The organism is Romboutsia sp. 1001216sp1 (assembly GCF_039841805.1).
Taxonomy (GTDB): Bacteria; Bacillota; Clostridia; order Peptostreptococcales; family Peptostreptococcaceae; genus Romboutsia_C; species Romboutsia_C hominis.
The window spans coordinates 44,012-58,153 of the sequence record NZ_JBDPHA010000016.1 but is presented as its reverse complement, the minus strand read 5'-3'; the positions used below and the strand labels follow the sequence as shown (position 1 = coordinate 58,153).

Below are 14,142 nucleotides of genomic sequence, written 5' to 3'. Positions count from 1 at the left end.
AAGTAAATCGCTCGACTTGCATGTGTTAGGCACGCCGCCAGCGTTCATCCTGAGCCAGGATCAAACTCTCAAATATAAGTTTTCCTGCTCAGACTATCATTATCTGAATATCTGGCTTGGTTTGTTTTCAATTCTTTAAGAATCAGTTATATAAATTAACCTACTGTTTAATTTTCAAAGTTCATTTTAAGCGACTGTGTCGGCGCTTACTTTTTTATTTGCCCTTTTCTTAAGGACAAGTATAACTATACCACTTTGAAATTATTTAGTCAACAGTTTTTTATTATTTTTTTATTTATATAAATTTCATACCTCTCTTCTTGTTTTTAAGTTAACACATGCCTCTTTAAATTTAAAAAATAATACTATAATCAAATTATATTACTTTAATAGGACATTCAATAGGTGGTGCTATATGCATTAGGTATATGTCTAGATACAATAGATATGAGGTATCAAAGCTTTAAAACCCTTATTTAGTTCCTTTAGAGGAAGGGAAGAAGGTGGAGATAGAGCCTTCTATGAATCAAGAGATATAATAAATAATGATCTGGAAGGGTTTATAAAACAAACTACAAAACAAACTATTTTAATATATAAATAATAATCATTATGTATTAAGTTTTATCTATTTATAAATTAACATAAAGTATAATTTCTTTTCAAAAAAAGAGTAGAATACTCTACTCTTTTACTTTGATTTTAACTCAATCCAAGCTCTATCATATAATTTTATTTTGTCATCTAAATCTATAAATGTCTCGCATTTATCCAGTAACTTTTTAGGTGGATATGCAACTGGATTTTCAGTTGTTTGTTCATCTAATAGCTCTATTGCTCCCGTATTAGGTATAGAATATCCAATATATTCAGCATTTTGCTTAGCATTTTCAGGTTCTAATAAAAAGTTAATAAACATTTCAGCTTCTTTCTTATTTTGTGCTGTTTTGGGTATGCACATAGCATCTACCCATTTATTAGTTCCCTCTTTTGGTATTGCATAAGCTAAGTTAGGATTTTGTTCCATTAAGGTAACTGCATCTCCAGAATAAATTATTCCCATAGCAACTTCTTCGCCTAATAATCTATCTTTACCTTCATCATTAACATATGCTAAAACTAAATCTTTTTGCTTCATAAGAAGTTCTTTTGCTTCTTCTATTTCTTTTGGATTTGTAGTATTCATACTGTATCCAAGTTTTTTTAATGCTATTGCCATAGTATCCCTAACTGAGTCAAACATCATTATGTTTCCTTTATATTTTGGATCCCATAATATGTCCCAGCTATCAACAGGCTCTTTTACCATTTTCTTATTATATAATATTCCAAATGTTCCCCACATATATGGTACGCTGTACTCATTATCTGGATCATATACTGGATTTAAAAAACTCTTATCTATATATTTCATATTTGGTATATTTTTAAAGTCTATCTTTTGAAGTAAGTCCTCATTTCTCATTTTCTCAACCATATAATCTGAAGGGAAAACTAAGTCATAATTAGTACTTCCACTTTTAACTTTCTGATACATCATCTCATTTGTATCATAAGTCTCATATAATACATCTATTCCAGTTTCTTTTTCAAACTTAGCTATAAGATCTTCGTCTATATAATCCCCAACATTGTATACATTAAGTACTTTTGTAGAATCTGTAGAACTTTTACATCCAGTTAATGCTACTGAACTTATTATACCTATAGTTAAAAGCGATATTATCTTTTTTCTTATTTTCACTATTTGTCACTCCCTGCTACTATAGATTGTTTTTTATTTGATATTAAAAGCAATATTAATACTACTGTAAACATTATAGTAGATAAAGCATTTATTTCTGGTTTTATACCTCTTCTTGCCATACCATATATTTCTATAGAAAGATTACTAACTCCATTTCCTGTATTAAAGAAACTAATTATAAAGTCATCTATTGACATCGTAAATGCAATTAAAAATCCTGATATTATTCCTGGTTTTATTTGAGGAAGTATTACTTTCCTAAGTGCATACATAGGTGTAGCACCTAGGTCCATTGCTGCTTCTTCTATGTTTTGTGGCATCGACCTAACCTTAGGAAGAACCGACAATATTACATATGGTATACTAAACATTATATGAGCTAATAACATAGTTGTAAAACCAAACTCTATGTTTAAAAAAGCAAATAAACTCATTAGAGCTACTGCTGTTACTATATCTGGGTTTAGCATAGGAAGATAGTTTACATTTAACATTACCTTTCTTCCTCTTGTTCTCATCTTTTGTATTCCTATTGCACTTATAGTTCCTACTATAGTTGCTATTATAGATGAAATTAAAGCAACTATTATAGTGTAGTATAGTGCACTCATTATATTCTCATCATGTATTAATCTTTGGTACCACTTAAACGTAAATCCACTCCAGTGAGCCATTGATTTAGAATCATTAAATGAAAATACAACTAGTGCAAATATTGGTGCATATAAGAATAAGAATACCAAAAACAAATATACATTAGATATTACTTTCTTTAACTTTAAAATAATAACCCACCGCCTTCTTTATCTGATTCATCATCAACTTTAGACATTACTGCCATTGATATAAGTATTACTATCATCATAAATATAGAGACTGCTGAACCAAAGTTCCAATCTCCTACAACAGTAAATTGTTGTTCTATTAAATCACCTATTAACATAAATTTACCACCACCAAGTAATCTTGATATAGCAAATGTTGTTACAGATGGCATAAATACCATTGTTATTCCAGAAACTACGCCTGGCAAACTTAATGGGAATATCACTTTGGTAAATACTTGGAAACTATTTGCTCCTAAATCTCTTGCAGCATTTATTAAATCATTATCCATCTTAGATAAAGATGTATATATAGGTAAAACCATAAATGGTAAGAAATTATAAACCATTCCAAGTAATATTGCTACATTAGTATATAATATGCTAACAGGTTCTATTCCAAATATTCCTAATAAATAGTTTAAAAGTCCATTTTTACCAAGTATAGCAACCCATGCATAAGTTCTTAATAAAAAGTTCATCCACATAGGAAGTATAAATAATAATATTAATGTTCCTCTTCTATTTACATTTGCTTTTGATATTAAATATGCTACTGGGTATCCTACTAAAAGACATATAATTGTAGATATTCCAGCTAATGTTATCGATCTAAAAAATACTTTAAAATAAATAGGGTCCATCAATTCTTTGTAGTTAGCTAAAGAAAACACTCGACCATTATCTGTTTCTATAGTAAAACTAAAAACAAATACTAGTATTAAAGGGATTACAATAAATATTGCACTCCATACTATATATGGATATGCTAGTATAGATTTTTTATTTTTCATAATTAATTTTGCTCTTTTCTCATTATATGGATATCTTCTGGATATATATCCATTCCTAATTCTGATCCAACTTGTGCATTTTTAGTATTATGAAGAATCCATTTTCTATCATTTTCTTTAACTTCTATTTCATAATGAACACCCTTAAATATACTAGATGTAACTGTCCCTTTTAACATTGAATCCTCTGGATTTACCATTTTTATATCTTCTGGTCTTATTACTACTTCTATATTTTCATTTTTTTCAAACCCTTTGTCTACGCATTCAAATACTTTACCGCAAAATTCAACTTTATAATCTTCTAACATAATTCCATCAAATATATTACTTTCTCCTATAAATCTTGCAACAAATGAATTTTTAGGTTCATTATATATATCTTCTGGTGTTCCCATTTGTTGTATCTTACCTTTGTTCATTACAACTATAGTATCTGACATACTAAGAGCTTCTTCTTGGTCATGAGTTACAAATATAAAAGTTATTCCCAACTTCTTTTGCATTCTCTTTAATTCTATTTGCATCTCTTGTCTTAGCTTTAAATCTAATGCCCCTAAAGGTTCATCTAATAATAATAATTTAGGTTCATTTACTAATGCTCTAGCAATAGCAATTCTTTGTTGTTGCCCTCCACTTAGTGAATCAACCTTTCTATTTTCTTTTCCTTCTAATGCCACTAATTTTAACATTTCTTTTACTTTTTCATCTATTTTATCTTTAGGCATTTTCTTTATCTTAAGTCCAAATGCTATATTTTCATATACATTCATATGAGGAAACAATGCATATTTTTGGAAAACTGTATTTACAGGTCTTTGGTATGGAGGTATTTCATTAATCTCTTTTCCTTCAAATAATACACTACCTTCATCTGCCTGCTCAAACCCTGCTATTATTTTAAGCGTTGTAGTCTTACCACATCCACTTGGACCTAGTAACGTTAAAAATTCATTTTTCTTTATATCTAAAGATAAATCATCCAAAACTTTTAAATCATCATATTGTTTTGATAGATTTCTTAATTCAATTATATTTTCACCCAATTATTAACACCTCTTTCCTAGAATGATGGAGGAGTTGATACCCAAATCACTTTTGCAGTAGTTTTTCCTGCATTTGATATGTAGTGATTAGCTCTTGGCTTAAAGTAAAAACTCTCTCCTTTTCTTACTTTATTATATTTATCTCCTATATGAAGGTATATGGCTCCTGAAAGAACATAGCCAAACTCTTCACCTTCATGTGGCTTTTCTTCCTTATACCTACCGCCTGGTTCTAGAGTTACTATTACAGGCTCCATTTCATTTTTTTGTGAATTTGGAACTAACCATTTAAATGTATATTTAAGATCTTCATCTTCTGTCTCAAACATATCATCCTTTGTAAAACAAATTCTTTCATCATCTATTTCATTAAAAAATTCTCTCAAGTTTGTTCCTAATATTTCTAATATATCTATAAGTGTAGCTATGGATGGTGAAGTTAAATTATTTTCTAATTGAGATATAAATCCTTTTGATAATTCACATCTATTAGCTAATTCTTCTTGAGTCAATTGCTTTTCAATTCTCATTCTCTTTATTTTCTCACCTATATCCATCTTTCCACCTCCTAATTTTCATATTTTTAGTAAACATATTGTTTAAAATACCTAAACATCAAAGTTTATTATATAAAACTTCTATATATAATTCAATAGTTTTTTTAATTTTTTCATTTTTAAAGCATTACATATAAATCAAGTATTTTACTGGTTTTATATGTAAAATACCTCTACATTTGTTTATATTAATATTCATAAAGTTTAGTATCTCTAACTCACTTTTATAATCTAAAAAATTTTAACTCTTTTATATTTTTTATTTTTCTTAAAGTATATATATCATCTATTTTCCTTAAATTTGTAAACCCTATACTAATGTAAAATAAAATCGCATAAATAATTTAGATTAAAATAAAAACAAAAAAATAAGGCTTAACTAAGCCTTATTTTTTTTTATTTTATTTACAACTAGTCCTAATAATGCTACTAGTACTAAAGCAATATATCCTAAACTACCTGTATCTCCTGTTTGAGGATTAAAATTATCGTTTATCTCGATTTTATTAGGTTGATGTAAACTACTTGGTTTATTCGCGCTTACAATACTATTTGAGCTTACACTACTTTCATTTGACCCTGATTTATTTTCAGTCTGATTGTTATTTGTATCATTTTTAATAGAATCTAGTAAAACGGTAACTATCCTTTTTACAGTAGTAGTATTTCCATCACTGTCTGTTACCGTATATATTAATTCATATTTACCTGGCTTATTGACATCTACATTTCCTGTTATCTTAATATCCTTAGTTATATTACCATCCTCAGTATCTGTAGCAGTTACTCCAGCCATTGGATCAAATTCCGTTCCTTCTCTTATACTTACATTATCAGCTCCAGTTATTACTGGTTTATAATTACTTTTTACTGTAACTGTAATTGTCTTAGTAGCTGTCGCTCCTTTACTATCTGTTACTTCATATTTAACTGTGTAAGTACCTATCTTATTTGTGTTAACTGTATCTTCCACTACTTTAATTTTATCAGTAATATTGCCATCCTCTTTATCATTAGCAGTTACCCCTGTTAATGGATTAAACTTTTCTCCAACATTTATTATCCTGTTCTCTGCATTTATCGTTGGCACTGCATTTATTTCTACCATTTTAGGATTAACTATAATCACTCTTTTTACAGTAGTAGTATTTCTATCACTGTCTGTTACCGTATATATTAATTCATATTTACCTGGCTTATTAACATCTACATTTCCTGTTATTTTAATATCTTTAGTTATATTACCATCTTCAGTATCTGTAGCAGTTACTCCAGCCATTGGATCAAATTCCGTTCCTTCTCTTATACTTATATTATCAACTCCAGTTATTACTGGTTTATCATTACTTTTTACTGTGACTGTAATTGTTTTAGTAGCTGTTGCTCCTTCATTATCTGTTACTTCATATTTAACTGTGTAAGTACCTACCTTATTTGTGTTAACTGTATCTTCCACTACTTTAATTTTGTCAGTAATATTTCCATCTTCTTTATCATTAGCAGTTACTCCTGTTAATGGATTAAACTTTTCTCCAACCTTTATTGTTTTATTCTCTGCATTTATCGTTGGTGCTTTATTTACTATAAGTTCGATTGGTTGAATTACATTACCTGAAAATTCAGCATTACATTTACCAATATTTACATTCTTTGAAAAAGAGTAATTTTCACTATTAACATTTATATCTTTCCATAAGATTTTGTTAGTATCTTTATTATATAATCCATTTTCAGAAATATTTGATGGTTCTATTTTATTTCCTTTTTCATCTACTATTATGTCATCAATTTCTATTGACCCCAATTGCTTTACTTTTTTTGATTTTAATTTTATATTTTGGTTATCTAATTGTAAGTAATTTAAATGGTTCAAACTAGCTAAAGGAGTTATATTGCTTATTTGATCATTGTTTAATTTTAAAAAAATCAGTTTATTTAGATTAGCTATAGGACTTATATCACTTATCTTATTATCTGCTAAATCTAAAATAATTAACTTAGATAATCTCTCTAAGATGTTTATATCACTTATTTGGTTATTAGCTAAGTGCAAGATAGTTAATTTAGTTAAATTTGATAAAGGAGTTATATCACTTATTTGATTATTATTTAAATTTAAAAAATCTAAATTAGTCAAATTTTCTAAAGAGTTTATGTCATTTATCTCATTATCACTTAAATATAATCCTGCTAATTTAGTCAATCCTCCTATAGAACTTATATCACTTATGTGATTGTAAGACAAATGCAAGCCATGTAATTTAGTTAAGTTTGACAAAGGAGCTATATCACTTATTTGATTGTGATTTAAATATAAATAATTTAAATTAGTTAATTTTGATAAAGGGCTTATATCACTTATTTGATTTTCAGTTAAGCGCAACGTAACTAAATTAGTTAGATTTGATATAGGACTTATATCGCTTATTTGGTTATTAGTTAAGTCAAAAGTAGATAAATTAGTTAATTTAGTTAAATTTGATACATAACTTATATCACTTATTCGATTATTAGCTAAATCCAAATCAGCTAAATTAATTAAATTTAATACAGGACTTATATCACTTATTTGATTTCTAGCTAAGTTCAAAGTAACTAAATTAGTTAATTTTGATATAGGACTTATATCACTTATTTGATTATTGGTTAAGTGCAAAATAGTTAATTTAGATAAGTTTTTTATAGGACTTATATCATTTATTTGATCTCCATCTAAGTATAAGTAAGTCAAATTCACACAATATTGCAGCCCTTCTAAATCTGATATTTTTGAATCAATTACAGTTAATCTTTTTAATGACTCTAATTCAGACTTACTTATATCTGCATCCAAATCTTTCTTTCTTAACTGTTTATTTATTGCTCTTTTTAAATTTATATCTTTAATATCAATTATTTTACTTTCTTTAAACTTTTCATCTACAGATTTAGCATCGCTATTTACTATAGGTTTATTTTCAATTTTTAAATTATTATCTTTAATTTCATTTTTAGTATCTATACTTTCTGTGTTAGAAATTTCTGTAGATGGCTCATTTTTTTTATCTATAGAAATTGGATCTAAATGTTCTTCTTTATTCAAACCAATTCCAGTTGTATCTTTATTACTAGACTCTATTTCATCTGCTAGTACATTTACCATCATTGATTGTATAGTTACTGTTGTTGTAATTACTAATACAAATGTCTTTTTAATATTATTTTTTTTGCTCATTAGATTTTTCCCCCCTTTATTTAATTAAGATTCAAATAAAAGTTTTATTAAATAGAACATTATAAAATAATGGAAATTATTGCTACTTACCATTCTTACCCCTAAAAACTTTTTAAAATCAAATTTCAAAAAATAAAATTATTGATACCTAATATTCATATATAGATTTATAATACTTAAATTCATATGAAAATTAGTATAGGTTTAAAAAATTTCTCTATTGGTTAAATAATCATCTAAAACCCAGTTGTACAATTTTTTATACCATTTAATGAAATATAAATACTTAAAATATAATTTTAATTAATAAAAAATAACACCTCATATGAGGTGTTATTTTTTATACTAACTTATAATCTTTTGGATCTAACTTACTTGCTGAGTCTTTATCTAAGATTAATACTATATCATTATGAAATTGTAATATTGATGCTGGTACTTCTGGTAAAACTTTTCCGTAAACTGTATTGTATATAGCTTCTGCTTTTCCTTCCCCTGATGCTAAAAGCATTATTTTTTTAGACTTAAATATTGAACCAGTCCCCATAGTTATAGCCTTTTTAGGTACCTCATCTATGCTATCAAAAAATCTTGCATTAGCTTCTATTGTACTTTCCTTTAAATTAACTAGATGAGTTCCTCTTTCAAAGTTTATTGTAGGTTCATTAAATCCTATATGGGCATTGTGACCTATACCTAACACTTGTATATCTACTCCTCCAGCTTCCTTAATAGCCTCATCATAGTTTTTGCATTCTTTTTCTATATTATCAGTCATACCATTTGGTATATGTATATTTTCTTCTTTTATATTTATATGATTAAATAAATTTTCTCTCATAAAATAGTCATAACTTTGCTCATTAGATTTTGGAAGTTCAAAGTATTCATCTAAATTAAATGTTTTAACTTCAGAAAAGTCTATAAGACCTTCTTCATACATACTTACTAATTCTTTATACATTCCTATTGGAGTACTTCCTGTAGCTAATCCTAAAACAGAATCTGGCTTTAGTGTTAATTGACTCGCTATCATTTGTGCAGCTTTTTTACTCATTTCATTGTAATCTTTACATACTAATATTCTCATGATAAATTATCCCCTCATCTATTTTTTGTATATTACTTTTCCACAGTTTATAGTCATATGACAGTTTATATCCTTATCAAATATAGCTATATCTGCATCCTTTCCTATTTCTATACTACCCTTTTTGTTATCTATGCCTATTGACTTGGCAGGGTTTATTGATGCTAATTTTATAACTTTTCTCATATCTAAATTAGTATTATTCATAAAATTGTAAACCATCTTATTAAGAGGCATAACACTTCCTGCCAAACTTCCACTTTCTAACCTTGCTTGATTACTTTTAACAATGACCTTTTGACCACCTAAAGAATATTCTCCATCTTCTAATCCACCAGCTTCTATTGAATCCGTTATAAGAATTATCTTATCTTCACCTTTATTATTCAAGATAAATTGGAATAAATCCTTCATTATATGTATCTCATCAGCTATTACCTCACAATATACATTAGTTGTAAGAGCAGCTCCAACAACCCCAGGATTTCTATGATTTAGTCCGCTCATTCCATTAAATGTATGTGTTATATTACTCGCTCCCATATTTATAGCTTCTTTTGCTTCATCATACGTAGCTTTACTATGACCTATTGATAAAACTATGTCTGTGTTAGCTTTAATTTTTTTTGTAAATTCCATATCTACATCTTTTTCTGGCGCATAAGTTATTATCTTTATTACATCCTTGTATTTTTCTATAAATTCATAAGTTGGAGCAACTATAAATTTTTCATTTTGAGCTCCTTTATAATCTTTATTTATAAATGGCCCTTCCAAATGAGTCCCTATAATTTGGGCCCCTTTAGTATCTTTATCCATATATTTCTTTATAGTGTCTATGGCATTTGTTATACTCTTTTCATCCATAGTCATTGTTGTTGGTAAAAATGAACTTACACCATGTCTTGCTATGGATTTAGCTATCGTACAAATAGCATCATCAGTGCCATCCATTGTATCTTTTCCCATGTTGCCATGTATATGTATATCTATTAATCCAGGACATACATAATTTCCATTGGCATCTATTATTTCACAATCTTTTGGTGCTTCATTAACTATATTGATTATCTTCTCATTAAATACTAGTACTTTATTTTCTAATATTTGATTTTCTAAAACTATTTTTCCATTAACTATACATTTCATACTTATCACCCCTACTCACTTAATATTAACTCATATTGATACTTATCACTTCTAAATATAGATATTGTATATTCTATTGGCTTACCTTCAGTATTATATGAATTTCTTTGAAGCTTAAGTGCTAATGATCCTTCTTCTGTATCTAATATATTAGATTCTTCTTCTGATAAAATCACTGGCTCCATAGTCTGCCTAGCTTTTGTTATCTTATAGTTATAGTTTTCACTTAGCATTTTATATAACGAATTATTATCTAACATCCCTTTAGTAAAACCTTTGCACATTTGCTCCGACAGATAGACAGTTTCTATACCAAATGGCTCTCCATCTGTATACCTTAGTCTAACTACCTTATATACATTAGTCTTTTCATCTTTTATGTTTAATTTATTTTTTATTAAGTCACTTGGTACTTCCATTTCAAAAGATAGTATATCAGTCCTTATGTTTATACCCTTTTCTTTCATTACATCTGTAAATCCTTTTACATTTGAGAACTCATATTTTTTCTTTTCCTTAGCAACAAATGTACCTTTACCTTGTACTCTATATAATATTCCTTCACTTACAAGACCCATAATCGCCTTATTGACAGTCATGCGACTTACATTTTGTCTAGAACAAAGCTCTCTTTCAGGTATTATAGCGTCTCCTTCTTTTAATTCTCCATCTTCTATCATTTTTCTAATTATAGAACTTAATTGTATGTGAAGTGGAGTGGTAATATTTTTATCTACTATTTCCATATTTTTCACCACTCTTTTTATGTTGTAATATTTATTTTGGTATATACCAATTGTACTTTATTTCTATCTATCTATTCAATAGTTTATTTAAAATTTGCATAAAATATTTTTAAGTATATACAATGACAAATTTTAAATAATTCATTATACGATAAAAATAATGTTTTTGCATCATGTTCTTTATATGTTATATGTAATATTTTATTTAACATGTGTGCTTTCTATGGTATTATATTAAGATACACTATTAAACTTACATATTTTAATTTTAATAAAAGCATAGTATTTAATTATTTTAATCGTATATATTAAATCAAAATTTAAGGAGATGATAAAACTTGATAAAAATAGGTGATTTCAATAAACTTGAAGTTAAGAGAGAAACAAGCTTTGGTTATTTTTTAGATGGAAAAACATCTAATTCAAAGGATGATATTTTACTTCATAAAAGATTTATAGGACATAACAAAATAGAACTTGGAGATGTAGTAAATGCATTTATCTATATAGATTCAGAAGGTAGACGTACAGCTACACTTATACCTCCTAAAGGTAAAGTAGATGAAATATGCTACTTAAAAGTTGTTGCTCACACTAAAATAGGTAGCTTTATAGATATTGGACTTCCAAAAGATATATTAGTTCCTTTTAAAGCTAAAACTTACGATTTAGAAAAGGGGAATAGATATTTATTCAATATATATCTTGATAAAACAGGTAGGCTTGCTGCTACGACAGATATAGATAGTTTATTAACAACAGACCACAGTTATAATATAGGAGATACAGTTTCTGGTATAGTTTATGGATTCCAAACTAATAATAGCGCTATGGTATGTGTAGATAATAAATATGCTGCAGTTATACTTGCTAATGAATACTTTACAGATTTAAAACATGGAGATAAACTTGAAAATCTAAGAGTTATAAAGATTTATGAAGATGGAAAGTTAGGACTTACTCCTAGACAAGAAAGAAAAAATGAACTAGATTCTCTTGAGTCTCAAATAATAGATTATTTAAAGAGTAATGATGGTCATATGAATTTTAATGATAAAAGTTCTCCAGAAGATATATCAAAAGAATTTAAAAGCAGTAAGAAAAACTTTAAACGTGCTCTTGGAGTACTAATGAAAAAAGATTATATATATCAAAATGAAAATGGAACATATTTAAAATAAAAATATAAAAAATGGAGTTTACTTAATTGTAAACTCCATTTTTTATTAGATTCTATTAACTTTAGTTTTTATAGCAGCTTTTTTAACAGCATTTGCTACATTATTAGTAACATCTTTATTGAACGGATCTGGTATTATATTTTCTGAAGATATTTCTTCTTTTCCTATTGTATTTGCTATTGCATAAGCTGCCGCAATTTTCATTTCTTCGTTTATATCACTAGCCCTAACATCTAATGCCCCTCTAAATACACCTGGAAATGCCAATACATTATTTACTTGATTAGGAAAATCTGACCTTCCTGTTCCAACTACAAGAGCCCCTCCTGCTTTAGCTTCATCTGGCATTATTTCAGGTATTGGATTTGCCATAGCTAAAACCATAGACTTATCTGCCATAGTTTTTATATCTTCTCTATCTAATAAGTTTGGCGCAGATACACCTATAAACACGTCTTTACCTTTTATTACTTCTTTTAAAGTTCCTCTTTCATTTCTAATGTTCGTTATATCTAACATATCTTTCTGTGCCCAGTTTAGATTGTCCATTTCTTCATTTATAGCACCATATTCATTACAGAATATTACATTCTTAACCTTCATACTTAATAGTATCTTTCCTATAGCTAATCCTGCAGCTCCCGGTCCGTTTATTACTATTTCTAAATCCTCGATATTTTTACCAGATAATTTTGAATAGTTTATTATAGCTGATGCAACAACTATAGCCGTACCATGTTGATCATCATGAAATACAGGTATATCCATTTCTTTTTTTAATCTAGATTCTATTTCAAAACATCTAGGAGAACTTATATCCTCTAAGTTTATTCCTCCAAATACTGGCTCCATTAATTTTACGGTATTTACTATTTCATCTACATCATTTGTTTTAAGACATATAGGGAATGAATCTACATTCGCAAACTCTTTAAATAATATTGCTTTTCCCTCCATAACAGGTATAGATGCTTCTGCACCTATATTCCCAAGTCCTAAAACAGCACTTCCATCACTAACTACCGCAACAATATTCCCTTTTGATGTATATCTATAAACATCATCTTTATTTTTATGTATTTCTTGACAAGGTCTGGCAACACCTGGAGTGTATGCTACTGCTAATTCATCTCTATTCTCTACTTTTACCTTACTTACTACACTTATTTTCCCTTTGTTTTCTTCGTGCATTTTTAAAGCTAATTGTGCATAATCTTTAGACATATTCTACCTCCGTGTTTTATCTTTTACAATAAAGTCTCCTACCTTTTTCGTATATATTTTCACCATAACTATCTATAGCTACAATTAATTGCAAATCTTCTATTTCTAATCTTCTTATTGCCTCTGCACCTAAATCATCATAAGCTATAACTTCACAAGATTTTATAGAATTTGATATATAAGCACCTGCACCACCTATCGCCGCAAAGTATACAGCCTTATGTTTTTTGATACCTTCTATTACAGCTTCACTTCTTTTGCCTTTTCCAATCATAACCTTAAGACCCCTTTCTAATAGAGGAATAGTTAAGTCATCCATTCTATAACTTGTAGTTGGCCCTGCTGAACCTATCACCTCATTTGGCTTATTTGGAGTTGGTCCAACATAATATATAGCCTGTCCGCATATATCAAAAGGCATTTTTTCTTTTCTTTCTATAGTTTCAATAAGTCTTTTATGAGCAGCATCCCTTGCAGTATATATAGTTCCACTTAAACTTACTACATCTCCACATCTCAACTTGATTATTTCTTCATTGGATAACGACATATTTAATTTAATCATAAACC

At 27.9% G+C, this 14,142-nt stretch carries 12 protein-coding genes and 1 rRNA gene; 1 reads left to right on the top strand and 12 read right to left on the bottom strand.

Translation table 11 applies throughout. The features are described 5' to 3' along the window. The 10 genes from ABHC41_RS12885 to ABHC41_RS12840 form a co-directional block, all read right to left on the bottom strand. Positions 1-76: ribosomal RNA gene (locus ABHC41_RS12885) — 16S ribosomal RNA — on the bottom strand; the annotation flags it as partial. A 615-nt stretch (positions 77-691) separates the two neighbouring features. Next, positions 692-1,747 carry a spermidine/putrescine ABC transporter substrate-binding protein gene (locus ABHC41_RS12880; RefSeq protein ID WP_092923265.1) on the bottom strand — a complete coding sequence of 352 codons (1,056 nt, stop codon included), beginning with the start codon at positions 1,745-1,747 and terminating at the stop codon, positions 692-694. Next, positions 1,744-2,421 carry an ABC transporter permease gene (locus ABHC41_RS12875; protein WP_092923305.1) on the bottom strand — a complete coding sequence of 226 codons (678 nt, stop codon included), beginning with the start codon at positions 2,419-2,421 and terminating at the stop codon, positions 1,744-1,746. Before ABHC41_RS12875 ends, ABHC41_RS12880 begins: the two co-directional genes overlap by 4 nt. Before the next feature lie 104 nt (positions 2,422-2,525). Then, positions 2,526-3,365, bottom strand: coding sequence for an ABC transporter permease (locus tag ABHC41_RS12870; protein WP_092923262.1), 840 nt, complete (start codon positions 3,363-3,365; stop codon positions 2,526-2,528). Positions 3,366-3,367: 2 nt separating this feature from the next. Further along, complete coding sequence (gene potA, locus ABHC41_RS12865; RefSeq protein WP_092923259.1) at positions 3,368-4,411, bottom strand: spermidine/putrescine ABC transporter ATP-binding protein; 1,044 nt, start codon at positions 4,409-4,411, stop codon at positions 3,368-3,370. Positions 4,412-4,428: 17 nt separating this feature from the next. Next, positions 4,429-4,968, bottom strand: a complete 540-nt coding sequence (locus ABHC41_RS12860) for an XRE family transcriptional regulator (RefSeq protein WP_092923256.1) — start codon at positions 4,966-4,968, stop codon at positions 4,429-4,431. A gap of 379 nt (positions 4,969-5,347) precedes the next feature. Next, a complete protein-coding gene (locus ABHC41_RS12855; RefSeq protein WP_195238576.1) occupies positions 5,348-8,182 on the bottom strand; it encodes an immunoglobulin-like domain-containing protein in 2,835 nt (944 codons plus the stop codon). A 340-nt stretch (positions 8,183-8,522) separates the two neighbouring features. After that, positions 8,523-9,272: a glucosamine-6-phosphate deaminase gene (nagB, locus tag ABHC41_RS12850; RefSeq protein ID WP_166504871.1), complete on the bottom strand. Its 750-nt coding sequence runs from the start codon at positions 9,270-9,272 to the stop codon at positions 8,523-8,525. An 18-nt stretch (positions 9,273-9,290) separates the two neighbouring features. Next, a complete protein-coding gene (gene nagA / locus ABHC41_RS12845) occupies positions 9,291-10,421 on the bottom strand; it encodes an N-acetylglucosamine-6-phosphate deacetylase (protein ID WP_092923220.1) in 1,131 nt (376 codons plus the stop codon). A gap of 11 nt (positions 10,422-10,432) precedes the next feature. Further along, positions 10,433-11,167 carry a GntR family transcriptional regulator gene (locus tag ABHC41_RS12840; protein ID WP_092923217.1) on the bottom strand — a complete coding sequence of 245 codons (735 nt, stop codon included), beginning with the start codon at positions 11,165-11,167 and terminating at the stop codon, positions 10,433-10,435. Positions 11,168-11,505: 338 nt separating this feature from the next. Between ABHC41_RS12840 and ABHC41_RS12835 the strand changes: the two genes are divergently transcribed. After that, entirely contained in the window at positions 11,506-12,348 is an 843-nt protein-coding gene (locus ABHC41_RS12835; protein WP_092923214.1) for a S1-like domain-containing RNA-binding protein, read from the top strand. A 45-nt stretch (positions 12,349-12,393) separates the two neighbouring features. Here ABHC41_RS12835 and ABHC41_RS12830 read toward each other — a convergent pair whose 3' ends face one another. Further along, a complete protein-coding gene (locus ABHC41_RS12830; protein WP_092923210.1) occupies positions 12,394-13,572 on the bottom strand; it encodes an NADP-dependent malic enzyme in 1,179 nt (392 codons plus the stop codon). Between the two features lie 16 nt (positions 13,573-13,588). Further along, the gene (locus ABHC41_RS12825) at positions 13,589-14,137 is read right to left on the bottom strand and encodes a Fe-S-containing hydro-lyase (protein WP_166504870.1); all 549 of its coding nucleotides are present in this window, start codon (positions 14,135-14,137) and stop codon (positions 13,589-13,591) included. Positions 14,138-14,142: the final 5 nt, after the last annotated feature.